At 42.2% G+C, this 24,459-nt stretch carries 28 protein-coding genes; 24 read left to right on the top strand and 4 right to left on the bottom strand.

The features are described 5' to 3' along the window. Positions 1 to 20 precede the first annotated feature (20 nt). The 7 genes from bcd (at position 21) to ACQYAC_RS05165 (ending at position 7,324) form a co-directional block, all read left to right on the top strand. Positions 21 to 1,115, top strand: coding sequence for a branched-chain amino acid dehydrogenase (bcd, locus tag ACQYAC_RS05135; RefSeq protein WP_003215658.1), 1,095 nt, complete (start codon positions 21 to 23; stop codon positions 1,113 to 1,115). 33 nt (positions 1,116 to 1,148) lie between these two features. Next, positions 1,149 to 2,270: a butyrate kinase gene (gene buk / locus ACQYAC_RS05140; RefSeq protein WP_370337143.1), complete on the top strand. Its 1,122-nt coding sequence runs from the start codon at positions 1,149 to 1,151 to the stop codon at positions 2,268 to 2,270. Then, positions 2,260 to 3,684, top strand: a complete 1,425-nt coding sequence (gene lpdA / locus ACQYAC_RS05145) for a dihydrolipoyl dehydrogenase (protein ID WP_169057022.1) — start codon at positions 2,260 to 2,262, stop codon at positions 3,682 to 3,684. Before buk ends, lpdA begins: the two co-directional genes overlap by 11 nt. Before the next feature lie 17 nt (positions 3,685 to 3,701). Continuing rightward, positions 3,702 to 4,694, top strand: a complete 993-nt coding sequence (locus ACQYAC_RS05150; protein ID WP_429942860.1) for a thiamine pyrophosphate-dependent dehydrogenase E1 component subunit alpha — start codon at positions 3,702 to 3,704, stop codon at positions 4,692 to 4,694. A gap of 12 nt (positions 4,695 to 4,706) precedes the next feature. Beyond that, a complete protein-coding gene (locus ACQYAC_RS05155; RefSeq protein ID WP_003215848.1) occupies positions 4,707 to 5,690 on the top strand; it encodes an alpha-ketoacid dehydrogenase subunit beta in 984 nt (327 codons plus the stop codon). Positions 5,691 to 5,708: 18 nt separating this feature from the next. After that, the gene (locus ACQYAC_RS05160; protein WP_339163045.1) at positions 5,709 to 6,965 is read left to right on the top strand and encodes a dihydrolipoamide acetyltransferase family protein; all 1,257 of its coding nucleotides are present in this window, start codon (positions 5,709 to 5,711) and stop codon (positions 6,963 to 6,965) included. 65 nt (positions 6,966 to 7,030) lie between these two features. After that, positions 7,031 to 7,324 carry a YesK-like family protein gene (locus ACQYAC_RS05165; protein WP_058014723.1) on the top strand — a complete coding sequence of 98 codons (294 nt, stop codon included), beginning with the start codon at positions 7,031 to 7,033 and terminating at the stop codon, positions 7,322 to 7,324. Between the two features lie 15 nt (positions 7,325 to 7,339). On the opposite strand, the gene ACQYAC_RS05170 is transcribed toward ACQYAC_RS05165, so the two are convergent. Continuing rightward, positions 7,340 to 8,233, bottom strand: a complete 894-nt coding sequence (locus ACQYAC_RS05170; protein WP_339163042.1) for a YegS/Rv2252/BmrU family lipid kinase — start codon at positions 8,231 to 8,233, stop codon at positions 7,340 to 7,342. Positions 8,234 to 8,403: 170 nt separating this feature from the next. On the opposite strand from ACQYAC_RS05170, the gene ACQYAC_RS05175 reads away from it, so the two are divergent. The 6 genes from ACQYAC_RS05175 (at position 8,404) to ACQYAC_RS05200 (ending at position 12,935) form a co-directional block, all read left to right on the top strand. After that, positions 8,404 to 8,841 (top strand): BrxA/BrxB family bacilliredoxin, encoded by a 438-nt coding sequence (locus ACQYAC_RS05175; RefSeq protein WP_169057025.1) that lies wholly within the window; start codon positions 8,404 to 8,406, stop codon positions 8,839 to 8,841. A 195-nt stretch (positions 8,842 to 9,036) separates the two neighbouring features. After that, positions 9,037 to 9,801, top strand: a complete 765-nt coding sequence (locus ACQYAC_RS05180; protein ID WP_012010505.1) for a transporter substrate-binding domain-containing protein — start codon at positions 9,037 to 9,039, stop codon at positions 9,799 to 9,801. A gap of 126 nt (positions 9,802 to 9,927) precedes the next feature. Further along, complete coding sequence (locus ACQYAC_RS05185; protein WP_003215691.1) at positions 9,928 to 10,584, top strand: amino acid ABC transporter permease; 657 nt, start codon at positions 9,928 to 9,930, stop codon at positions 10,582 to 10,584. Then, positions 10,577 to 11,299, top strand: coding sequence for an amino acid ABC transporter ATP-binding protein (locus ACQYAC_RS05190; protein WP_003215712.1), 723 nt, complete (start codon positions 10,577 to 10,579; stop codon positions 11,297 to 11,299). The genes ACQYAC_RS05185 and ACQYAC_RS05190 overlap by 8 nt, the downstream gene beginning before the upstream one ends. A gap of 120 nt (positions 11,300 to 11,419) precedes the next feature. After that, positions 11,420 to 12,373, top strand: a complete 954-nt coding sequence (locus ACQYAC_RS05195) for an aromatic acid exporter family protein (RefSeq protein WP_061408485.1) — start codon at positions 11,420 to 11,422, stop codon at positions 12,371 to 12,373. Between the two features lie 52 nt (positions 12,374 to 12,425). Then, a complete protein-coding gene (locus ACQYAC_RS05200; RefSeq protein WP_268496908.1) occupies positions 12,426 to 12,935 on the top strand; it encodes a L,D-transpeptidase in 510 nt (169 codons plus the stop codon). Between the two features lie 38 nt (positions 12,936 to 12,973). Here ACQYAC_RS05200 and prli42 read toward each other — a convergent pair whose 3' ends face one another. Then, the gene (gene prli42 / locus ACQYAC_RS05205) at positions 12,974 to 13,066 is read right to left on the bottom strand and encodes a stressosome-associated protein Prli42 (protein WP_149917133.1); all 93 of its coding nucleotides are present in this window, start codon (positions 13,064 to 13,066) and stop codon (positions 12,974 to 12,976) included. Between the two features lie 102 nt (positions 13,067 to 13,168). Here prli42 and mce point away from each other — a divergent pair, with 102 nt between their 5' ends. From mce to ACQYAC_RS05225, 4 genes are read left to right on the top strand one after another with little or no spacing between them, the layout of a single operon-like run. Next, entirely contained in the window at positions 13,169 to 13,591 is a 423-nt protein-coding gene (gene mce / locus ACQYAC_RS05210) for a methylmalonyl-CoA epimerase (RefSeq protein WP_268496910.1), read from the top strand. Continuing rightward, the gene (locus ACQYAC_RS05215) at positions 13,578 to 15,047 is read left to right on the top strand and encodes an acyl-CoA carboxylase subunit beta (RefSeq protein ID WP_429942861.1); all 1,470 of its coding nucleotides are present in this window, start codon (positions 13,578 to 13,580) and stop codon (positions 15,045 to 15,047) included. Before mce ends, ACQYAC_RS05215 begins: the two co-directional genes overlap by 14 nt. 16 nt (positions 15,048 to 15,063) lie before the next feature. Next, complete coding sequence (locus ACQYAC_RS05220) at positions 15,064 to 16,185, top strand: M20/M25/M40 family metallo-hydrolase (protein WP_058014730.1); 1,122 nt, start codon at positions 15,064 to 15,066, stop codon at positions 16,183 to 16,185. A 14-nt stretch (positions 16,186 to 16,199) separates the two neighbouring features. Continuing rightward, entirely contained in the window at positions 16,200 to 16,664 is a 465-nt protein-coding gene (locus tag ACQYAC_RS05225; RefSeq protein WP_058014731.1) for a chemotaxis protein CheW, read from the top strand. Between the two features lie 36 nt (positions 16,665 to 16,700). Here ACQYAC_RS05225 and ACQYAC_RS05230 read toward each other — a convergent pair whose 3' ends face one another. Beyond that, the gene (locus ACQYAC_RS05230) at positions 16,701 to 17,519 is read right to left on the bottom strand and encodes a membrane protein insertase YidC (protein ID WP_429942862.1); all 819 of its coding nucleotides are present in this window, start codon (positions 17,517 to 17,519) and stop codon (positions 16,701 to 16,703) included. A gap of 27 nt (positions 17,520 to 17,546) precedes the next feature. Next, positions 17,547 to 17,828: a hypothetical protein gene (locus tag ACQYAC_RS05235; protein WP_003215677.1), complete on the bottom strand. Its 282-nt coding sequence runs from the start codon at positions 17,826 to 17,828 to the stop codon at positions 17,547 to 17,549. Between the two features lie 180 nt (positions 17,829 to 18,008). Between ACQYAC_RS05235 and ACQYAC_RS05240 the strand changes: the two genes are divergently transcribed. The 7 genes from ACQYAC_RS05240 to ACQYAC_RS05270 all read left to right on the top strand — a co-directional run bounded on the left by ACQYAC_RS05240 (position 18,009) and on the right by ACQYAC_RS05270 (position 24,456). Next, entirely contained in the window at positions 18,009 to 19,001 is a 993-nt protein-coding gene (locus tag ACQYAC_RS05240; protein ID WP_429942863.1) for a carbon-nitrogen hydrolase family protein, read from the top strand. Between the two features lie 145 nt (positions 19,002 to 19,146). Beyond that, positions 19,147 to 20,391: a DNA polymerase IV gene (locus ACQYAC_RS05245; protein WP_058014733.1), complete on the top strand. Its 1,245-nt coding sequence runs from the start codon at positions 19,147 to 19,149 to the stop codon at positions 20,389 to 20,391. A gap of 98 nt (positions 20,392 to 20,489) precedes the next feature. Next, entirely contained in the window at positions 20,490 to 21,899 is a 1,410-nt protein-coding gene (gndA, locus tag ACQYAC_RS05250; protein WP_058014734.1) for an NADP-dependent phosphogluconate dehydrogenase, read from the top strand. Positions 21,900 to 22,018: 119 nt separating this feature from the next. Further along, entirely contained in the window at positions 22,019 to 22,867 is an 849-nt protein-coding gene (locus ACQYAC_RS05255; protein WP_429942942.1) for a GRP family sugar transporter, read from the top strand. A gap of 12 nt (positions 22,868 to 22,879) precedes the next feature. Continuing rightward, complete coding sequence (locus ACQYAC_RS05260) at positions 22,880 to 23,665, top strand: SDR family oxidoreductase (protein ID WP_144462769.1); 786 nt, start codon at positions 22,880 to 22,882, stop codon at positions 23,663 to 23,665. Between the two features lie 143 nt (positions 23,666 to 23,808). Then, positions 23,809 to 24,120, top strand: coding sequence for a PTS sugar transporter subunit IIB (locus ACQYAC_RS05265; protein WP_144462771.1), 312 nt, complete (start codon positions 23,809 to 23,811; stop codon positions 24,118 to 24,120). 3 nt (positions 24,121 to 24,123) lie between these two features. Continuing rightward, the gene (locus ACQYAC_RS05270; RefSeq protein WP_429942864.1) at positions 24,124 to 24,456 is read left to right on the top strand and encodes a PTS lactose/cellobiose transporter subunit IIA; all 333 of its coding nucleotides are present in this window, start codon (positions 24,124 to 24,126) and stop codon (positions 24,454 to 24,456) included. Positions 24,457 to 24,459 lie beyond the last annotated feature (3 nt).

Below are 24,459 nucleotides of genomic sequence, written 5' to 3' on the forward strand. Positions count from 1 at the left end.
AGTCATAGGAGGAATAAACAATGGAACTTTTTAAATATATGGAACGATACGATTATGAGCAGCTTGTATTTTGTCAGGATGAACAATCTGGCTTAAAAGCGATTATTGCCATTCATGATACAACACTTGGGCCAGCACTAGGCGGGACAAGAATGTGGACGTATGAAAACGAAGAAGCAGCGATTGAAGATGCGCTTCGTCTAGCAAGAGGGATGACTTATAAAAACGCAGCAGCAGGTCTGAATCTTGGCGGCGGTAAAACAGTCATCATCGGTGATCCAAGAAAAGATAAAAATGAAGAAATGTTCCGTGCATTTGGACGCTACATCCAAGGATTAAATGGCCGCTATATCACAGCGGAGGATGTCGGTACAACGGTAGAAGACATGGATCTGATTCATGAAGAAACAGACTTTGTGACAGGTATTTCTCCTGCATTTGGTTCATCCGGAAACCCGTCTCCTGTTACAGCTTACGGTGTATACAAAGGGATGAAAGCTGCTGCCAAAGCGGCATTTGGAACCGATTCATTAGAAGGAAAAACGATTGCAGTCCAAGGTGTTGGGAATGTGGCCTACAATTTGTGTAAACATCTGCACGAGGAAGGCGCACAGCTGATTGTCACAGATATCAACAAAGACTCTGTAAAACGAGCTGTAGAAGACTTTGGCGCAAAAGCAGTAGATCCTGACGATATTTATGATCAAGCATGTGATATTTATGCACCATGTGCACTTGGTGCAACGATCAATGATGTAACGATTCCTAAGCTGAAAGCAAAGGTTATCGCAGGTGCAGCGAATAATCAGCTGAGAGAAACGCATCACGGCGATCTGATTCATGAAATGGGCATTGTGTATGCACCTGATTATGTGATCAATGCAGGCGGTGTAATTAACGTAGCTGATGAGCTTTATGGTTATAATGCAGATCGTGCGATGAAAAAGGTAGAAGGTATTTACCAAAACATTGAACGCGTGATTGAAATTTCAAACCGTGATGCCATTCCAACTTATAAAGCGGCAGACCGATTGGCGGAGGAGCGAATTGAAAGAATGCGCAAATCAAGAAGTCAATTCCTGCAAAATGGCCAGCATATTTTAAGTCGTCGCTAATTTGAAGAATGAGTTGAAACGGAGGTTTTGTTTTTGCTGACAAAAGAATGGCGTATTCTCACAATTAATCCTGGCTCTACTTCAACAAAAATCGGTGTGTTTCACAATGAACGATCTATTTTTGAAACGACACTGAGACATACAGATGAGGAATTAAAGAAATTCCCTCATATCATTGATCAGTTTTCATTTCGTAAAGAAACAATCTTGAAGACGCTGCATGAACAAGGGATGAACATCTCAAAGTTTGATGCAGTTTGTGCGCGTGGCGGTCTACTTCGTCCGATTGAAGGCGGCACATATGAAGTCAATGAGCAAATGGTGCAAGACCTGAAAGAAGGATATGCCGGCCAGCATGCATCAAATTTGGGGGGTATCATTGCACGAGAAATTGCACTAGGTTTGAACATCCCAGCTTTTATTGTCGATCCAGTTGTGGTGGATGAGCTAAAACCAATTGCTCGTATTTCAGGGCTGCCAACGATTGAAAGAAAAAGCATCTTCCATGCATTAAACCAAAAAGCAGTCGCAAGAAAAACAGCTGCATCCTTTGGGAAGCGCTACGAAGATTTGAATATGATTATTACCCATATGGGCGGCGGCATCACCATTGGTGTCCATGAAAAAGGAAAAGTCATTGATGTCAATAACGGACTCCATGGTGAAGGCCCTTTCAGCCCGGAGCGTGCGGGGACACTGCCAACAGGTGACCTCGTCAATCTTTGCTTTTCTGGTGAGTACAGCCAAGAGGAAATGCTGAAACGCATTATTGGCGAAGGTGGTCTTGCGGGCTACCTTGGTACGACAGATGCTGTGAAAGTTGAGCGCATGATTGAAGCAGGCGATGAACGGGCGGCGCTGATTTATGAAGCGATGTGCTATCAAATTGCCAAGGAAATCGGTGCGGCTAGTGCTGTCCTAAAAGGTGCAGTTGACGTCATTGTGTTAACAGGCGGACTTGCGTACAGCAAACAAATTACATCAAGTATTAGAGGTCACATTGACTGGATTTCAGATGTCGTCGTCTATCCAGGCGAAAATGAACTGCAATCCTTAGCAGAAGGTGCACTTCGTATTTTAAAAGAAGAAGAATCTCCGAAAGAATACCCAAATGATCAAGAGATGAAGAAAGGAGTGACAAGTCATGGCAACTGAATATGACCTCGTCATTCTTGGTGGAGGCACAGGCGGCTATGTAGCGGCCATTCGTGCCTCACAGCTTGGATTGAAAACAGCAGTTGTAGAAAAAGAAAAGCTTGGCGGAACATGTCTCCATAAAGGATGCATTCCGTCTAAAGCGCTGCTTAGAAGTGCTGAAGTCTATCAAACCGTCAAACGTGCTGCTGATTTTGGCGTTGAGGCAAATGGCATCGCCTTGCAGTTTGCAAGTGTGCAGAAAAGAAAAGCAGAGATTGTAGAGAAACTAGCAGGCGGCGTCAAACATTTAATGAAACAAGGGAAAATTGATGTCTATGAAGGGATCGGCCGCATCCTTGGTCCATCTATCTTTTCGCCAATGCCAGGAACCATCTCCGTAGAAATGGCAAATGGAGATGAAAATGAAATGCTTATTCCAAAGCAGGTCATCATTGCGACAGGTTCAAGACCGCGTGTGCTGCCTGGACTTGAAGCAGATGGGACGCACATTCTTACATCAGATGATGCACTAGAACTGCCAGAGCTTCCGCAGTCGATGCTCATTGTCGGCGGCGGGGTAATCGGAATCGAGTGGGCTTCTATGCTCAATGATTTTGGTGTGAAGGTGACGGTGATTGAATTTGCAGACCGCATATTGCCAACAGAGGATCATGACATTTCTAAAGAAATGGAAAAGCTTTTATCTAAAAAAGGCATCACCTTTGTGACAAATGCGAAAGTACTGCCAGATACCGTCAAAAAGCAAGAGAATCTCGTGACGATTCAAGCAGAAAAGGATGGAGACATTCAGACGTTTGAAGCGGAAAAACTTCTTCTATCAGTCGGTAGAGTACCAAATATTGAAGGCATTGGTCTTGAAAACACGGACATCCAAACAGAAAAACAAGGCATTGTCGTGAATGAACATTATCAAACGAAAGAATCACATATTTATGCAATAGGAGATGTCATTGGCGGGCTTCAGCTGGCACATGTGGCATCACACGAAGGCATGATTGCTGTGGAGCATATGGCTGGGCAAGATCCAAAGCCGCTCGATGAAACGCTCGTTTCTAAATGTGTTTACTCTCACCCGGAAACCGCTAGTGTTGGACTCACTGAACAGGCGGCAAAAGAGCAAGGCTTCGAAGTCAAAATGGGGAAATTTCCATTCATGGCGATCGGAAAAGCACTTGTATACGGGGAGTCTGATGGATTCGTCAAAATCATTGCTGATCAAAAGACAGATGATATTTTAGGGATTCATATGATTGGTCCTCATGTCACAGATATGATATCTGAAGCTGGATTAGCCAAAGTACTTGATGCAACGCCGTGGGAAGTCGGGCAGACAATTCACCCGCACCCAACCTTATCAGAGGCGATTGGCGAGGCTGCCCTTGCTGTTGACGGGAAAGCGATCCATTTTTAATCAAGGAGGGAAATAAGATGAGTAACATGCGTCATCATGAATTAGGATTATCTGATGAACAAGCAATTGATATATATAGAACAATGCTTCTAGCAAGAAAAATTGATGAACGGATGTGGCTTTTAAACCGTTCTGGTAAAATTCCATTCGTCATTTCTTGTCAAGGGCAGGAAGCGCAGCAAGTCGGTGCTGCTTTCGCTCTTAATAGAGAAGAGGATTACGTCTTACCTTACTACCGTGATATGGGGGTTGTCCTCGCATTTGGAATGACAGCAAAAGATTTAATGATGTCAGGTTTCGCAAAACAAGACGATCCAAACTCAGGCGGAAGACAGATGCCAGGGCATTTTGGACAGAAATCAAATCGAATTGTGACAGGATCTTCACCTGTTACAACGCAGGTTCCTCATGCAGTGGGGATCGCACTTGCTGGACGACTAGATCAAAAAAACTTTGTCAGCTTTGTTACGTTTGGAGAGGGCTCTTCAAACCAAGGTGATTTCCACGAAGGTGCTAACTTCGCTGCTGTGCATAAGCTGCCTGTTATTTTCATGTGTGAAAACAATAAGTACGCGATTTCCGTACCTTATGACAAACAAGTAGCATGTGAACGCATTTCAGACCGTGCGATTGGGTACGGAATGCCTGGCGTAACCGTTGATGGCAATGATCCGCTTGAAGTATATGCCGCTGTCAAAGAAGCGAGAGACCGTGCGACAAGAGGCGAAGGACCAACGTTGATTGAAACGATCTCTTACCGTTTAACTGCGCATTCAAGTGATGACGATGATTCAAGCTATCGAGAAAAAGAAGAAGTGCTTGAAGCGAGAAAGAAAGATCCGCTCATCCAATATGAAACGTATTTAACCGAAGGAAACGTCATGACTTCAGAAATGAAAGAAGAGATGACAAAAGAAATCATGCAAATCGTAAACGAAGCTACTGATGAAGCGGAAAACGCTACTTATGCTGATGCTGAAAGCGCACTTCGTTACGTGTATGCGGAGTAAGGGGGAAGAAAAATGCCTGTTATGTCATATATAGACGCCATTACACTGGCGATGAAAGAAGAAATGGAGCGAGATCCGAAAGTGTTTGTGCTCGGAGAGGATGTCGGGAAAAAGGGCGGCGTATTTAAGGCGACAGCGGGTCTCTATGAGCAATTCGGAGAAGCGCGCGTCATGGATACACCTCTTGCAGAATCAGCCATTGCTGGTGTAGGGATTGGAGCCGCGATGTATGGAATGCGCCCAATTGCTGAGATGCAATTTGCGGATTTTATCATGCCTGCCATTAACCAAATCATTTCAGAGGCTGCGAAAATTAGATACCGCTCAAATAACGATTGGAGCTGTCCGATGGTCATCCGTGCACCTTATGGGGGCGGAGTTCACGGGGCGCTTTATCATTCACAATCAGTTGAAGCGATTTTTGCCAACCAGCCTGGTTTGAAGATTGTCATGCCTTCTACACCTTATGATGTAAAAGGTCTTTTAAAAGCTGCGGTGCGAGATCCAGATCCTGTATTGTTCTTTGAACACAAACGTGCCTACCGTCTCATTAAAGGAGAAGTGCCTGAAGAGGATTACACACTCCCTATTGGAAAAGCAGATGTGAAACGTGAAGGCGATGATATCACGGTCATTACATATGGCCTCTGCGTCCATTTTGCGCTGCAAGCAGCAGACCGCCTTGCAAAAGACGGCATTTCTGCGCATATTCTCGATTTGAGAACAGTGTACCCGCTTGATCAGGAAGCCATTATTGAAGCGGCATCAAAAACAGGCAAAGTGCTTCTTCTAACGGAAGATACAAAAGAGGGGAGCATCATGAGTGAGGTAGCGGCGATCATATCAGAGCATTGCTTATTTGATTTAGACGCACCAATCAAACGTCTAGCTGGACCAGAAATCCCGGCAATGCCTTATGCACCGACGATGGAAAAATTCTTTATGGTCAACCCAGATAAGGTAGAAGCTGAAATGAGAGAGCTAGCGGCGTTTTAAGAAAGAGGAGGGTTTCAAGTGGCAATTGAACAAATGAAAATGCCTCAGTTAGGTGAAAGTGTAACAGAAGGAACCATCAGCAAATGGCTCGTTTCACCTGGCGATCATGTGAATAAATACGATCCTATTGCGGAAGTCATGACGGATAAAGTGAACGCAGAAGTCCCGTCATCTTTTACAGGAACGATAACAAAGCTATCAGCTGAAGAAGGCGATACACTGCAAGTAGGAGAAGTGTTCTGTGAAATTGAAGTAGAAGGCAGCTCGCAGCAAAGTGCGAAAGAAGAAGCTGCACCTGAGCAAAGTGAAGCTCCCGAAGCAGATCAAGCAAAAGAGAATCAAAGTCAAAAGAAACGCTACTCTCCAGCAGTCCTTCGTTTAGCTGATGAGCACAGCATTGATTTAGCGGCAGTGCAAGGAACGGGAGCAGGCGGACGAATCACAAGAAAAGATTTACTACAGCTTATTGAAAGCGGCGGCGTACAAGAGAAGGCAGCACCTGTCACTGAACAGGCGGTCAAGCCAGAGCCTGTGCAGTCATCAAAATCAAAAGCGGCGCCTTCCATCTCTACAATGCCTGGTGATGTTGAACTGCCAGTCACGCCAATCAGGCAGGCGATTGCGGCAAATATGCTGAGAAGCAAACATGAAATTCCGCATGCATGGACAATGATGGAAGTTGATGTAACAAACCTTGTGACTAGAAGAAATCAGCTCAAGGACCAATTTAAAGCAAAAGAAGGCTTTAATTTGACGTTCTTTGCGTTCTTTGTCAAAGCAGTGGCTCAGGGCTTAAAGGAATTCCCAGAAATGAACAGCATGTGGGCTGGAGATAAAATTGTGCAAAAGAAAGCAATCAACGTCTCGATAGCTGTTGCCACTGATGACGCTCTATTTGTTCCAGTTATTAAGGATGCAGATGAAAAAACGATTAAAGGCATCGCCAAGGAAATTCATGAGCTTGCTTCCAAGGTGAGACAAGGTACGCTGAAGCAAAGCGACATGGAAGGCGGCACCTTTACTGTAAACAACACGGGATCATTTGGTTCTGTACAATCTATGGGAATCATCAATTATCCGCAAGCGGCGATTTTACAAGTAGAATCGATCGTGAAGCGTCCGGTGATTGTAAATGGTATGATTGCAGCAAGAGACATGGTTAACCTTTGTCTTTCATTAGATCACAGAGTACTTGATGGTCTTGTATGCGGCAGATTCCTTCAACGGATTAAACAAATCCTTGAAGGCATTGACGAGCAGACATCTGTTTACTAAAACAAGAATGTCCCCCTCCCGCTATGGAGAGGGGGATTTCCCCATGATGAGAAAGGAGCGATGATATGTCTGGACTAGACTTTTTTGCATTTTTAACGATTGGACTCATGTTTATCACAGCAATTGCGTTCGCTTTTCTTCGATATATTTCTAAATCACGCAATCATCCTGAAAGATTACTACTGATCATATCAATCGTTTCTATTATTCAAGTTTTGTATTGCTTGCTGCTTGTCGGTGGATTTAAAGGAGCAGCGAATAGCCTTTTAGGAATTTCTCTTCTTACCGGAACGCTGCTCGGATATGCACTTGAATATTTATACAGACGGTATATCAAAAAAACGCCCGAAAAAGAATGATCTCGGGCGTTTTCTTTATTCTGCTGGAACAATAAAGGTCAAATGCTGTTTTAACACTTCTAAAGAAGTTGGGGCTGTCATATACACTTCACCATCTGTATCAGCATCCATTTCCTCTTTTGTGTGGATCTGAATACTGGATGCTTGAATGAGAGAGAGGTCGCCGGTGAAATCCTCCAGTTCTTCCCGGTCCATAGAAAAGATCTCTTTTAGAGCAGAGAAGCTCGTATTTCTGCAAATTAAGATTTCTGCTTTTCCATCATCAATTGCTGCTCTCGGCAAATCAATTTTATTTGTCCCGATGAAATGTCCATTCATAACAAGAACGATGACGGCTTCTTCTTCCCAGCTTTCCTCCTCTGTTTCAACTCGTACGTGAAAAGGATCTGTTTGCTGCAAGGTGCGCAAGGCACTTGTGAAGTAGCTGATTTTTCCGAGTACAGCTTTTTCCTTATCATTAATATTGTTGGACGTGTCTGCAATGAGGCCGATGCCCCAAAAGTTTAACAAGTATCGATCTTCTGCCTTGATTAAGTCGACCTTTTTTTCTACGCCGTCTACAATCATTTGAGCGGCTTTCTGCATTTGTTGCGGAATACCAAGCGTTCTAGAAAAGTCATTACATGTCCCGCCTGGTAAAATCGCTACAGCTGGCCTTTTTTCTAAACCACCGATGCCATTCATACATTCATGCACGGTTCCATCTCCGCCTAATATGATAAGTAATTCAATCGTCTCATTAATTGTACGACAGAATTCATAAGCATCATTTGGCTGCTTTGTTGGTTTAAGAATGAGTTCATCAATATGTAGAGAAAGAAGAGGTACTGTTTGACCGAGAACTTTTTCCATGTTTTTTTGTCCAGCATTTCCATTATAAATGAGCATCGCTTTTTTAAATTGTGCCATCACGCAGTTCTCCCTTTCATCTCTTTATCATCACTTTTCCCCAATTTTGCGGCGTATAAACGATGTTCAGAAAAAGTGTGGAATGAAAAGACAACACATTTGCCCGCAGGCGTTTTCCTTGATATGATGTTGTTAAAATGGTTTTGGCATGCTAAAGGAGTGGACGGACAATGAATATTGATTTTAATTTATTTATGAATGATATTGTGAAACAAGCGAGAGAAGAGATCAAACAGGCTGGCTATACTGAGCTTACATCAGCTGAGGAAGTGGATGAAGCCTTGTCTAAAGAAGGCACGGCACTTGTCATGGTGAATTCAGTATGCGGATGTGCTGGCGGTATTGCAAGACCAGCTGCAGGCTATTCTGTTCATTACGATAAGCGCCCTGATCAATTGCTGACAGTGTTTGCTGGACAAGACAAAGAGGCAACAGCAAGAGCCCGTGAATACTTTGAAGGCTTCCCGCCATCTTCACCATCCTTTGCATTATTAAAAGATGGAAAGATCATCAAAATGGTCGAGCGTCATGAAATTGAAGGGCACGAGCCAATGGAAGTCGTGTCAAAGCTTCAAGCTGCATTCGATGAGCATTGCGAAGAAATTTAACATGTGACGTTTGAATGATGACATATAAAGCAGTCCGGTCTTTAGATCGGTCTGTTTTTTGTTTTATAAGACCATTGAATCAAAATAATTTTAGCAAAATACTATTGCATCTTAAAAAGAAAGTGTTTAAAATACATTATAGTGAATAAATATTCAAAACAATACATGATTTTAAATACTGGGAGGCATTATCTTATGAAAAAGTGGTTATTATTACTTATGACAGCTGGTCTTGCAGCTGCACTCGCAGCTTGCGGAACTTCTTCTAATAATTCAAACGCATCAGGAGATGACAAAACACTCGTTATGGCGACATCAGCAGATTATCCGCCATTTGAATCAAAAGACGGAGATAAAATTGTCGGCTTTGATGTTGATCTTGCTACAGCACTAGCGAAAAAGAACGGCTACAAGCTAGAAATTCAAGATATGGATTTTGCAAGCCTTGTATCAGCTCTTAAAACAAATAAAGCTGATATCGTCCTTGCAGGCATGACCCCTACAGAAAAACGTAAAAAACAATTAGATTTCTCTGATGTTTATTACAATGCTAAAAACTTAGTTGTCTCAAAGAAATCTAGCGGAATGAAAACAGAGAAAGACTTAAAAGATAAAACAGTCGGCGTTCAATTAGGTTCAATTCAGCAGGATGAAGCAAACGGTTTGCAAAAGAAATATAACTTAAAAGTGGAAGACCGTAATAAAATCTCTGATATCATTCAAGAAATCAAAGCAGGTCGTTTTGATGCAGCCATTATTGAAGATAAAGTAGCTGCTGGTTATTTGAAAAAAGAAAAAGACTTCCAAGCATTTGGATTGAATAGTTCAAATGAAGGTTCAGCTATTGCATTCAAGAAAAATAGCGACTTAACAGCTAAATTTAATAAATCATTAAAAGAAATGCAAGACAATGGCGAACTTGATAAATTAATTAAAAAATGGTTTGCTGATGAAAAATAAGTCAGGAAAAGGATCAGCGTCATTCACGAAAATCCAGTAGAAAGCGCTGAAAAGTTCAACTCATGTTGAACTTTTTTCCTGTTTTATTTTTTGATTTCGTATGAAGGCATAAAAAAGGAGACTGTCATGTTAGATTTTAAAGATGTAATACCTCAGATGCCCTTTATTTTAGAAGGGCTTAAGGTCACACTTTCTATTGTAGTGGTATCACTTTTTCTTGGATTTATCTTAGGGATTTTATTAACGCTTTGCAAAATTAGTGTATTTAAGCCGCTCATTTGGCTTGCGGATTTTTATACATCCATCTTCCGAGGCACACCGCTTGTGCTTCAATTGCTCATTATTTATTTCGGTCTGCCTCAGCTTCTCGGGTTTCAAATCGATCAATACTGGGCTGCTGTAGCGGCATTTTCACTAAACTCTGCTGCATACGTATCTGAAATTATTCGTGCTGGTATTAATGCCATTGATAAAGGGCAAAAAGAAGCAGCCGTTGCTTTAGGCATCCCTTATGCTAAAATGATGAAGGACTTATTGCTTCCGCAGGCATTTAAAAATATTTCACCTGCACTTGTGAACGAAACGATTACACTGACAAAAGAATCAGCGATTGTAACAGTCATTGGACTGGGAGATGTCATGAGACGAGCCTATCAAGCAGGTGCCGTCACGTATAATTATCTTGAACCGCTTATTTTTGCGGGCCTCATCTATTATGTCATCGTGCTTGTTCTCACCTTTGTCGGCAAATCGGTGGAAAGGAAGTTAAAATCAAATGATTAACATAGAGAAACTCACAAAATCTTTTGGTAAAAATGAAGTATTAAAAGGGATTGACACCACCATTAAAGAAGGGGAAGTTGTCGCAGTCATTGGACCATCTGGTTCAGGAAAATCGACGTTTCTTCGCTGCATCAACTTGCTTGAAAAGCCGACTTCTGGTGTCATTACGATTCAGGATACCGAAATCACAAACCCAAAAACCAATGCACTCAAAGTGCGTGAGAACATCGGAATGGTGTTTCAGCATTTTCACCTGTTCCCGCATAAAACGGTGCTGGAAAATATCACATATGCGCCAATGAATGTGAAGAATCAATCGAAGGAAGACAGCATCAAACAAGCTGAAGATCTGCTGAAAAAGGTAGGGCTTTTAGAGAAAAAAGATGATTTTCCGAACCGCTTGTCAGGTGGTCAAAAGCAGCGTGTCGCAATTGCACGTGCGCTTGCGATGACACCAGACATCATGCTGTTTGACGAGCCAACGTCTGCACTAGATCCAGAAATGGTCAAGGAAGTGCTAGAGGTCATGAAAGAGCTGGCTCAATCTGGAATGACGCTTGTGATCGTCACACATGAAATGGGCTTTGCAAAAGAAGTGGCTGACCGCGTGATCTTTATGGACGATGGGAAAATTGTAGAGGATGCAAACCCTGTGCAATTCTTTGAATCACCGTCGTCACAGCGCGCGAAAGATTTCTTGCAAAAAATATTATAAAGAAAAAAGAGAAGGAGACTTAACATCTCCTTCTTTTTTTGATTATAATGGGGAAAGTAAAAAAGTTCATCATTTCACAATAAGTGAATAGAAACAAGACAGAAAAGAGTGACTCACATCATGTTTAAAATCGGTTACCGAACGCTGAAAACAGCATTAGGAACAGCGATCGCCATTTATATTGCGCAACTGCTTGGCCTTCAAAATTATTCCGCTGCCGGGATTATTACGATTCTGTGTATTCAGGTGACAAAGAAACGGTCGCTTCTTGCATCAGGCGCCCGCTTTGCCGCATGCAGTCTTGCCATTTTATTTTCTTATCTATTTTTCGATCTGATTGGGTATCATCCTTTTGTGATTGGTCTGATGCTGCTTGTCTTTATTCCGACAACCGTATTGCTTCGCATTAAAGAAGGGATTGTCACAAGTTCAGTCATCATCCTCCATTTATACATGTCCGGCGGGATTACCCTTCACCTCATTTGGAATGAACTGCTGCTGATTACGATTGGTGTTGGCGTGGCACTGATCATGAACCTGTATATGCCAAGTGTTGATAAAAAGCTTAAACGCTACAGCGAACAGATTGAAGCCAACTTTGCAAAAATTTTTGAGGAAATCGAACAATACTTAATGACAGGGAAACAAGACTGGACAGGCAAAGAAATACCAGAGACACATCAATTGATTAAAGAAGCAAAAGCTCTTGCATATCGTGATGTTGAAAACCATGTGTTAAGACATGAAAACCTGTATTATCATTATTTCAATATGAGGCAAAAGCAATTCGAAATCATCGAGCGTGTGCTTCCGAAGATCACGTCCATTTCCATTACAACAGAGCATGGACAAATCATTGCAGAATACATTAGAGACTTACGTGAACATATTCACCCAGGGAACACGGCACATAAGTTCTTAAGGCGCCTCATTGATATGAAAGAAGAGTTCGATAAGCTACCGCTGCCGCAAACAAGAGAAGAGTTTGAGGCAAGAGCTGCACTGTTTCATTTCCTCGGAGAAATGGAACAATATTTAGTACTGAAAAGCTATTTTAAAGGGATGAAAGAATAGAGACGCATGAGTTCCTCCTTCATTGGTCAATCTAATGAAAAAGGAGGAGCTTATGCGTCTTTTAATTTATACCGTATTGACCATGTCCCTTTCACCAATCTGGCCGCTCGGACAAAACCCGCTTCCAGGAGACCCGTATGTCATTATTAATAAACAAACAAATGAACTTGCCTATATTGATCAAGGGAAAATCCAACAAATATATCCTGCTTCTACTGGGAAAACGTCAGATTTAACGCCAGAAGGGGAATTTACCATTATGATCAAAGCGAAAGATCCGTATTACAGAAAAAAGAATATCGAAGGCGGTGCGAAAAATAACCCTCTCGGCAGAAGATGGATTGGATTTGATGCACGAGGAACAGATGGCAGAACATACGGAATTCATGGGACGAGTGACGAAACAACGATTGGGAAATTTATCACGGCAGGATGTGTGAGACTTCATAATCACGATGTAGAGCTTCTATTTGACCAGCTTCCGGTTGGGACAAAAGTATGGATTACAACATCAAGCGATTCATTTGAAAAGCTTGCCAAAGACAAACAGGCCATTCGTTGATTGAACGAATCACCTGCTTGTCTGCTTTTATTGAAATCTTATAAAAAGGTTGCCGCTCCTGCTAAAAGTGAAGATATTAGCAGCAGGCTAATCATGAGCAATACCATGAATTTCATCATTTTCTGAGACATATCGCACCCCTATAACCGAAGATTTTTTGCGATGAACGCACCTTTCTTTATTCTAGCTCGTTTTTTCAAATGCGACAAGTGATCAACAAAGGAAGTGAACGGATGAATCAAATCGACCATATTGCCATTGCGGTCTTTTCTATAAAAAATACATCTCGCATTCTTCAACAGCTGTTTAACTGGCATTTTTCAGACATACAAGAGATTCCTGAACAGGAGGTTAAAGCGTCTTTCGCTTCACTTGATCATGTGCACATTGAATTAATTGAACCGATGTCCGGCAGCAGCAAACTACATACCTTTTTAACCAAAAGGGGAGAAGGACTTCATCATATTGCGTTAAAGACAGGTGACATACAGGCGGACCTTAACCGTCTTGATCATCTTGGCGTGGAGCTTCTCCAACAATCAGCACAGATAGGCGCGAGCGGGAAGCGGATTGCATTTATTTCACCGAAAGAAACGTCCGGTGTGTTATTTGAATTGTGCGAGCCCTTGAAAGGAGAGGAACATGGCAATGAATGAATCGTTCAATTACTTGGCGAAATGGCGCGAAAAAGTATTCATGGGCGGTGGCGTGAAACGTGCAGCTGCGCACCGGAACAAAGGAAAACTATCGGTTCGTCAGCGGCTGCATGAACTTCTTGACGGGGGCAGTTTCATGGAAATTCAAGCATTTGCAACAGGCCGCATGTCAGAGCATGTCGGTGACGGCGTCGTCACTGGAACTGGACTCATTCATGGAAGGCCAGTATGTGTTTATGCACAAGATGCAACAGTGCATGGAGGGTCTTTAGGCGAAATACATGCTAAAAAAATTGCTTCTCTCATGGATCTCGCAGCTAAGAATCAGATGCCGGTCATCGGTCTAAAAGACTCAGGTGGTGCGAGAATTCAAGAGGGTGTGGTATCATTAGAAGGATACGGACAGATCTTTAAACGGAATGTGCTGTACTCCGGTCAAATCCCGCAAATATCCGTTATTTTAGGTTCTTGTGCTGGAGGAGCAGTCTATTCTCCTGCCTTGACCGATTTTGTGTTCATGACAGAACAGACAGCTCATATGTTTTTAACAGGTCCGAAAGTCATAGAGAAGGCAACAGGAGAAACGGTCTGTCCTGACCGTCTTGGCGGTGCAAGTGTTCAGCATCAGACAAGCGGGAATGTGCACTATACTGGGAAAGATGAGAAAGACGTGTTAAAAGCGGTTCGAACACTTTTAACGTACATACCAACGAAACAACAGACTGTCATGGATGCGAAAACGAGTGAGCAAGACGCAGCTGATCCAGGTAACATCTTGCCAAAGGATCCATCACGCACCTATGATGTCAAACAAGTGGTGACAGCCATCATCGATTCAGGCTCATTCTTTGAGACGCAGCCTTGTTTCTCAAAAAATATCGTCACAGGGTTTGCGAGATTACAAGGGGCTTCAATTGGTGTAGTTGCCAATCAACCAAAGGTGCTGGCAGGAAGCCTTGACCTTGATGCGGCTGATAAAGCGGCTAGGTTTATTCGATTTTGCGATGCGTTTCATATTCCGATCTTAACGCTTGTAGACGTCCCTGGTTTTTTACCAGGTGAGAAAGCCGAGCATGCGGGAATTATCCGTCACGGTGCAAAGCTTTTATATGCATACGCTGAAGCGACCGTTCCAAAAATCACAGTGATTTTAAGAAAGGCGTTTGGCGGAGCATATGTCGCAATGAATAGCAAGGGCTTAGGCGCTGATTTTGTTTATGCATGGCCAGCGGCAGAAATTGATGTGATGGGGAAAATGTTCGCAGACGAAATCGTTCATCCTGATTCGCGCGAGGTTGAAACGAAGCCAAGTGTATTAAAAGCGGCTCAGGCAGGGCTGATAGACGATATTTTTATGCCGTCTGAAACGAGAGAACGATTGATTCGCTCATTTGATTTGGTTCGCAGGAAGGAAGAAGAAAGACCGTTAAAAAAGCATGGCAACATGCCGCTATAAGAGGAGGAGCAGTATCATGATCAATGAAAAACGTTTATTAGACGAATTTTTAGAACTTGTTCAGATTGATTCCGAAACAAAACACGAAGAGAAAATTGTGGAAGTCTTAAAAGAAAAATTTTCGCTGCTTGGACTAAAAGTGGTGGAAGACGACTCAAAAGCGAAAACAGGCCATGGTGCAGGCAACCTCATCTGTACACTGGAAGGTACTCAAGAGGCTGATACCATCTATTTCACTTCTCATATGGACACAGTTGTTCCGGGCAATGGTGTAAAGCCAGTCATTGAAGACGGCTATGTGAAAACAGATGGAACAACCATTCTAGGTGCTGACGATAAAACAGGACTTGCGGCAATGTTTGAAGCAATCCGTGTGCTGAAAGAGAAGAATTTACCGCATGGAACGATTGAATTTGTCATCACAGCAGGTGAGGAATCAGGACTTGTCGGAGCAAAAGCGTTAGATCCAAAGTTGATGACAGCGGCATACGGCTATGCCCTTGATTCAGATGGCAAGGTCGGAACCATTATCGTTGCAGCGCCAACACAGGCGAAAGTACGCGCAACCATTTACGGAAAAACAGCTCACGCAGGTGTCGCGCCTGAAAAAGGTGTGTCAGCGATTACCATTGCATCAAAAGCCATTGCTAGTATGCCGCTTGGCCGAATTGATGAAGAAACAACGGCGAATATCGGCCGCTTTGAAGGCGGAACGCAAACGAATATTGTGTGCGATCAAGTCGATATCCTTGCTGAAGCACGCTCTTTAGAACCTGCAAAAATGGAAGCGCAAGTAGCGAAGATGAAAGAAGCCTTTGAAAAAACCGCTAAAGAAATGGGCGGAAGTGCCGATGTACACATTGACATCATGTATCCAGGCTTCAAATTCTCTCACGGCGATCAAGTCGTAGAAGTGGCGAAAAAAGCGGCTGCGAAAATTGGCCGTCCATCAGAACTACAGACGAGCGGCGGAGGCAGTGATGCAAACGTCATTGCAGGAAACGGCGTCCCAACTGTCAACCTAGCTGTTGGATATGAAGATATTCATACGAAAAATGAGAAAATGCCGATTGAAGAATTAGTCAAAACAGCTGAAATGGTTCTCGCCATTATCGAAGAAACGACAAATCCATCGTAAAGGCAGGAGACTCTGTGAGCACGCAAAAGATCATTATTTTCCAAGTGGGGCAAGAGGATTTTGGCATCAGTGTAGAACATATTCGTTCAATTGAGAAGGTCCCTTATTTACAAGAAGTATCGAACCTTCCAAAAGAAATAAAAGGACTCATGTCTTTAAGGGGAGAGGTCATTCCTGTCAGTGACACAGGCGTGATGCTTCACGGAAAGCCTCTTGATGTGAACGAGCAGTCCAAGGTATTGCTATTTGAATTAAACGAACAAATGGTAGGCTGTCTTGTCTCGGATGCAAAAGATATTATCGATATCGAGCAAAGTGAGATCAAGCCATTTCATATGAACACGAAAGCCTCTGAATACTTCTTCGGCGTTGTGGAGAGAGAGAACAAGATGATTTTACAAGTGGACCCAAATAAGTTCCTTGGGAGAATTGAGGATCTCGATCAATTGCCAGCGCGGTTAAAAGAAGAATTGGCATAAAGAAGATCCCCTTATCTGATGATAAGGGGATTATTTTTATTCAGCAGCTGGGCTAGCTTGGTCGTTTGCCTCAGCTTTTGATTTTGATTTTTGGTACATGACATTCAAAATAATGGTTTGGACTGTGAGTAATAATCCGCTTGTCATCCAGTATAAAGGAAGGGCAGCGGGTGCATTAATTGAAATAAACAGCATCATGATTGGGAAAATCATGCCCATCACTTTGGCTTGCTTTAGCGCAGTCTCTGTCTGGGTGCCTAATTGCTTCGCAAACCTTTGCGTAACATAAAATTGCAAGAAATACATAGCGCCTGCAAAGATCGCGACCAATAGATCAGTTTGTCCTAAGTTAAACCATAGGAACGAATGTGTTGCGATCTCAGGTGTTGAACGGATCGCTGAGTAAAAGCCAAGAACAATTGGAATTTGAATCAGCATAGGCAGACAGCCCATTGCCAGCGGGTTCACATTGTTCTCTTTGTATACTTTCATCATTTCCATTTGTAATTCTTTTTGTTTTTCAGGTTCTTTCGTTTTCTTTAATTTGCTTTGAATGTCGTCAATTTGAGGCTTCACCAGTGCCATTTTCTCCTGCATGACTCTTTGCTTCTTAAATTGGTTCGCAAAAAGAGGGAAAATCAGCAGGCGGACGATCAAGGTTACGAACATAATCGATAAACCATAATCATCATGGAAGAAGTTCGCAAGCCAAATGATCAGCTCAGAAAAAGGCTGGACAAAATAATGATGGAAAAACCCATCAGAGCTCGCATTTGTCTGCCCACTCGCTGCAAAAGCAGGTGAGGCAATCATCATTAAACATAAAGTCGTACAAATCGTTAATAAACGTTTCAATTCGTTTCCTCCTCATTTTTAAAAAAATTAATTAGAGAGAGGAAGCGAATGGTCTTCATCATCGTTTGATGATCGTTTCATTCGAATGACTTTACTAATCCAAGTTGTAATGCGATCATATATGATAAACAGAAAGTCTGTTCGATTCAATAAAGATGCGTCCAACTCTTCCAAACGATGTCCACCGAGGTGCTCGTTCATACGGCAGTCTTTTAATAAAAACGCAATGCCGATGGCCGTCAGCGCTGGAAGAATAATCGTAAAGAATTCAACAAGGAAAAAGACTTCATTGAATGTATCAATAATCATGATTATCACATCCATTTCATTACTCACAGTGTACTATACACATTGTGAAATGTCTAACAGGACCAAGTGTTTTCTTTATTAAGTGCAAATCCTTATTTTGTATAAAGTGGTATTTGTCATCCAAACTTCACCATTCCTATCTTATAATGAGGGGGAATAGAAGAAATGGAGGTTTTGAATATGACAAGTATTTACCCGAAGTTTCGAGCAGCTGCGGTACAAGCAGCCCCTATCTACTTAAATTTGGAGGCAACCGTTCAGAAATCATGTGAACTGATCGACGAAGCAACTTCAAATGGTGCTAAACTTGTGGCATTCCCAGAAGCATTTTTACCTGGTTATCCTTGGTTTGCTTTTATTGGTCATCCAGAATATACAAGAAAGTTCTATCACAAATTATATAAAAATGCAGTCGAAATCCCTAGCTTAGCTATCCAAAAAATAAGTGAGGCAGCAAAAAGAAATGAAACGTACGTTTGTATATCATGCAGTGAAAAAGATGGCGGTTCCCTCTATTTAGCTCAACTTTGGTTTAACCCAAATGGGGATTTAATAGGAAAACATCGGAAAATGAGAGCTTCTGTAGCAGAAAGACTGATTTGGGGAGATGGAAGTGGAAGCATGATGCCCGTTTTTCAAACTGACATTGGCAATCTTGGCGGATTGATGTGCTGGGAGCATCAAGTACCACTAGATTTGATGGCGATGAATGCTCAAAATGAACAGGTGCATGTAGCATCTTGGCCAGGTTATTTTGATGATGAAATTTCAAGCAGATATTATGCTATTGCGACACAAACTTTTGTGCTGATGACTTCTTCAATCTATACGGAAGAAATGAAAGAGATGATTTGTTTAACGCAGGAGCAAAGAGATTACTTTGACACATTTAAGAGTGGGCATACGTGCATTTACGGTCCAGATGGAGAACCGATCAGTGATATGGTTCCAGCTGAAACAGAGGGAATTGCATACGCAGACATTGATGTGGAAAGAGTCATTGATTACAAGTATTATATTGATCCAGCTGGCCACTACTCCAATCAAAGCTTGAGTATGAATTTTAATCAGCAGCCGACTCCGGTTGTGAAACATTTGAATGACAATAAAAATGAAGTGTTAACATACGAGGCTATTCAATATCAAAATGGTATGCTTGAAGAAAAAGTATAATTCGTGAAACCTTCTCTTTTTTAGAGAAGGTTTTTTTGAGGAAAGATGAAATAAATCAATGTATAATTGAGCATAAAAGAGATTCATCATATTTGATCGATTCGGAACTTCTGATTAAAATATAGGAACTGAAGAAAATGGGGTTATGCCAATGTCAAATATTATTTTTCATATAGACATGAATGCGTTTTATGCCAATGTAGAAATGGCGTATGATCCTTCTTTGAGAGGGAAACCTTTAGCCATTAGCGGAAATGCGAAAGAGCGTAAAGGGATTGTGGTGACGTGCAGCTATGAGGCAAGAGCGCTAGGTGTAAAGCCCCCGATGCCGTTATGGGAAGCGAAGCGGCTTTGTCCGGGGCTGATTGTCCGTACACCAAACTTTGACCGGTACCGAAGCTCCTCACAAGAGATGTTTACGATACTAAGAGAATACAGCGATTTAGTCGAGCCAGTATCCATCGACGAGGGCTATATTGATTTAACGCATACGCCATATGCCGAGCACGCGTTGAAAACGGCTCATGATATTCAAACGAGGCTTGTAGAGGAGCTCATGCTTCCTTCAAGTATTGGCATTGCGCCGAATAAATTTTTAGCGAAAATGGCGTCTAATTGGAAAAAACCAATGGGCATCACCATTTTGCGTAAACGAGATGTACCCCAAATGCTATGGCCGCTGCCAGCGGGTGACATGCACGGAGTTGGACAAAAAACGGCAGATAAATTGAAAACGATTGGCATTCACACCATTGAAGACTTAGCGAAAGCAAATGAGTATACACTAAAGGAATTACTAGGCATCAATGGACCGAGATTAAAGCAAAAGGCGAATGGTGAACATGACGGCATCGTAGACCCAGAAAGAATATACGATTTTAAATCCGTCGGTAATTCGTCAACCCTTCCTCATGATTCTGACGATCCAGATGAACTTGTCGCGTTAATTGATAAGCTATCACAATCTGTGAGTGCAAGGTTAAGAAGAAAAGAAGTGATGGCAAATCGGCTGCTCATCATGATTCGGTACGCAAGCTGGAAAAATATTACGCGAAGTGTCACCCTCACGAATCCGACGGATCGGAAGGAAGACTTATTTGAGGCAGCAAGGCAGTTATTCCTTAAACATTGGAATGACCAGCCTGTGAGACTCTTAGGTGTGACGGGGACAGATCTTGTAGAACGAAAAGCAGCCGTTAAACAGCTTGATTTATTTTCCTATACAGAAGATGCAAAAGAAGAGCCTCTTCAAACCATTTTAGAAGGACTGAAAGAAAAGTATGGAAAATCCCTCGTTCAAAGAGGGATAACAATCAAGGAAAAAGAGAGCAAAACAAGTGGAACAAGTTTTAATAAAGACTTTTTTCAGGACAAAAGAGGAAATGACTAGCCTGAAAACTTGATAAAAGAGGTGGTGTTGTGGTAATTTCAAAGGGTACATCATTTCAGCATTAATCAATATAGTGTGTTAGAAGGGACGTCAGAATTATGTCAAAACAACAAATCGGTGTGGTTGGACTAGCCGTTATGGGGAAAAACCTTGCCCTTAATATTGAAAGCCGCGGGTTCTCCGTGTCCGTTTATAACAGATCTAGCAGCAAAACGGAAGAATTTCTTCAAGAATCAAAAGGGAAAAACGTTGTAGGCACATACAGCATCGAAGAATTTGTTCAGTCGCTTGAAACACCGCGTAAAATTCTTTTAATGGTAAAAGCTGGTGCAGCAACGGATGCAACCATTCAATCATTACTTCCTCACCTAGAGAAAGGTGACATCTTAATTGATGGTGGAAATACATATTACAAGGATACGCAAAGACGTAATCAAGAGCTTGCGGAAAGTGGTATCCACTTCATTGGTACAGGTGTTTCTGGCGGTGAAGAAGGGGCACTAAAAGGTCCATCGATCATGCCTGGCGGTCAAAAAGAAGCGCATGAGCTAGTGAAACCAATTTTAGAAGCGATCTCTGCGAAAGTAGATGGCGAGCCATGTACAACGTATATCGGCCCAGATGGAGCAGGACATTATGTCAAAATGGTCCATAACGGCATCGAGTACGGAGACATGCAATTGATTTCTGAATCATACTTTATCTTGAAGCATGTGGCTGGATTATCAGCAGAGGAGCTTCATGAAGTATTCTCAGAATGGAATAAAGGTGAGCTTGACAGCTATTTAATCGAAATTACAGCTGATATTTTCACAAAAGTGGATGAAGAAACAAACCAGCCGCTTGTGGATGTGATCTTAGATAAAGCTGGACAAAAAGGAACTGGAAAATGGACGAGCCAAAGTTCTCTTGATCTAGGTGTTCCGCTTCCAATCATTACTGAGTCTGTTTTCGCGCGCTACATTTCAGCGATGAAAGATGAGCGTGTTGAAGCAAGTCAATTAATCGAAGGTCCTAAGCCAGCACAATCAGCAGAGAATAAACAAGAGCTGATCGAAGCGGTTAGAAAAGCCTTATTCATGAGTAAAATCTGCTCATATGCACAAGGTTTTGCGCAAATGAAAGCAGCATCTGATGAGTATAACTGGGATTTGAAATACGGTGAAATTGCAATGATCTTCCGTGGTGGCTGTATCATTCGTGCAGCCTTCTTACAACAAATTAAAGAAGCATATGACCGTAATCCAGAACTGAAAAACCTATTGCTTGATCCTTACTTTAAGGATATTGCTCAAAGCTATCAATCATCTCTTCGTAAAGTCATTTCACTTGCAGTGGAGCAAGGAGTTCCTGTTCCTTCATTCTCAAGTGCACTTGCTTACTTTGATAGCTATCGCACAGCTGTCCTGCCAGCGAACTTAATTCAAGCGCAGCGTGACTATTTCGGTGCACATACGTATGAGCGCACAGATAAAGAAGGCATCTTCCATACAGAATGGATGAAATAAACATAGAATGACTGAAAAACCTTACCCTTTGGTAAGGTTTTTTTGTGTTTGCATCTTTTCGGCTAAAAATGCGAAAAAGAGGGATGCTATGTAAAAAAGAAAAGAAAGTAGGGATCGAAGTGGGCATCTTATATGCACTTCTCCCAGCGATATTTTGGGGAAGTATTGTTCTCATCAGTGTCAAACTTGGCGGGAATGCTTACCAGCAAACCCTCGGTATTACGCTTGGCGCATTTATATTTTCAATTGCAGCCTTCTTCATCAAAATGCCAGAGCTGACACCGTTTATTTTTGCAGTTTCTATCATTTCAGGCATCTTTTGGAGCATTGGGCAAATGAATCAGCTTTCAAGTGTTGCGTTTCTCGGAGTCTCGAAGGCGGTTCCTTTGTCAACCGGCATGCAGCTTGTGAGCACTACGTTATTTGGCGTCATGGTCTTCAAAGAATGGCAAACGATGACGGTCATACTCATTGGTTCTTGTGCCATTTTACTGATTATTGCAGGTGTTGTGCTGACATCGCTCGGTCAAAAAAAGAATGGCGGTGGGAACGGTGGGGGCAATTTCAAAAAAGGGATCATGATTCTGCTTATCTCAACGGTTGGTTATGTCGGATATGTTGTTATTTTGCGATGGTTTCATATTGATGGCTGGTCTGCCCTCGTTCCGCAATCGGTCGGCATGCTGCTTTCATCCTTGGCGATTAGTCTTAAGCAGAACCCGTTTAGTAAATATACGTTTAAAAATATCATTGCCGGGCTTGTTTGGTCGACAGGAAATCTCGGACTTCTTTTGGCCATTCCGCTCATTGGTGTCGCCGTAAGTTTTTCGATGTCACAGACAGGGATCGTTATCTCGACATTAGGCGGCATTTACTTATTAAAAGAGAAAGCATCCAGAACAAGCTTTGTCATTGCAGGCTGCTTGATGATCATTGCAGGTGGCGTGCTATTAGGATTTACAAAATAGGAGGGTAAACGAATGTATCCAGATTTAGAAGGAAAAACAGTCGTGATTACAGGAGCTGGTACAGGAATAGGTCAAGCGATGGCGCGCCGGTTTGGACAAGAAAAAGCCAATGTGGTAATTAATTATTTCTCCGACAAAGAAAACCCAGATGACACGATTGCTGAGATTCAGAAAAGTGGCGGACAGGCTGTCAAAATTAAAGGAGATGTATCAAAGGAAGAGGATATGAAGGCAATGATTGATCAAGCTGTCGATACATATGGCAGTCTTGATGTCATGATTAATAATGCAGGAATTGAAAATGAAGTCCCTTCAACGGAGATGACGCTAGATAATTGGAACAAAGTGATGTCCACCAATTTAACAGGTATGTTTTTAGGCTGTCGTGATGCATTGAAGTATATGACAGAACATGGAATTGAAGGATCGATCATTAATATGTCATCGGTCCATCAACAAATTCCATGGCCGCATTTCGTCCATTATGCAGCAAGTAAAGGAGGCGCCAAGCTTTTAACAGAAACGCTGGCACTAGAATATGCCCCTAAAAAAATCCGCGTAAACAGCATTGCACCAGGCGCAATTGATACCCCGATCAATGCTGAAAAATTTAATGATCCAGCATTGAAAAAAGGCGTAATTGAGCTTATACCGATTGGTTATATCGGAAAACCGGAAGAAGTAGCAGCATGTGCTGTCTGGCTGGCGTCAAAAGAGGCGAGCTATGTGACAGGGTTGACGCTCTATGTGGACGGCGGCATGACAAAGTATCCTGGCTTCCAAGCAGGAAAAGGATAAGAAGAAACAAAAAGAGCGTACACACACATACGCTCTTTTTTATATAAAATACAGACAAATCATTCTAAATGTCTAGACATTTAGAAATAAAAATATATAATATTAACTGGAAGCGCTTTTATTACAACAATGGGGTGAGAGAAATGAAACGTATTTTATTAGCATGCAGTTCAGGAATGTCTACGAGTTTACTAGTTACAAAGATGAAGGCTCATGCCGACTCAATAGGGGACGAGGCAGAAATTTGGGCAGTTGGACAAGATCAAGCGAGGAAAGAAATGGCGAATGCGGATGTTGTGTTAATTGGACCGCAAATGAGCTTTTTAAAAGGGGATCTTCAAAAAGAAGCAACAAAATACGGGATTGCAGTAGAGGTCATCGATATGCAGGCGTATGGGCTTGCCGATGGACAAAAAGCGTATGAACAAGCCGTTACATTGATGGAGGAAGCGTAAAGAATGGAAAAGAAAACACTCGAAGGGCTTACGGAGGAACAAGTCAGTTTTCAATTGATCTTACACAGCGGTAATGCACGCAGCAAATTGCTTCAATCTCTGAAACAATTTCGAGAAGGTCAAGAAGATGAGGCATTTGGTCTCATGAAAGAAGCCGAAGCAGATTTACGTCATGCACATGGCATCCATTTTCAACTCGTACAGCAAGAGGCAGGCGGGGAGAAAACGCCTTTCTCCTTATTGCTCATGCACGCAGAAGACCACTTAATGTCGACTATTACGATGAAGGAGCTTGTGGGAGAGCTCCTGCCGATTTTCCAATCGCTTAAACAATAAAGG

This window comes from Bacillus sp. MM09(2025) (assembly GCF_050496725.1).
Classification (GTDB): Bacteria; Bacillota; Bacilli; order Bacillales; family Bacillaceae; genus Bacillus; species Bacillus pumilus.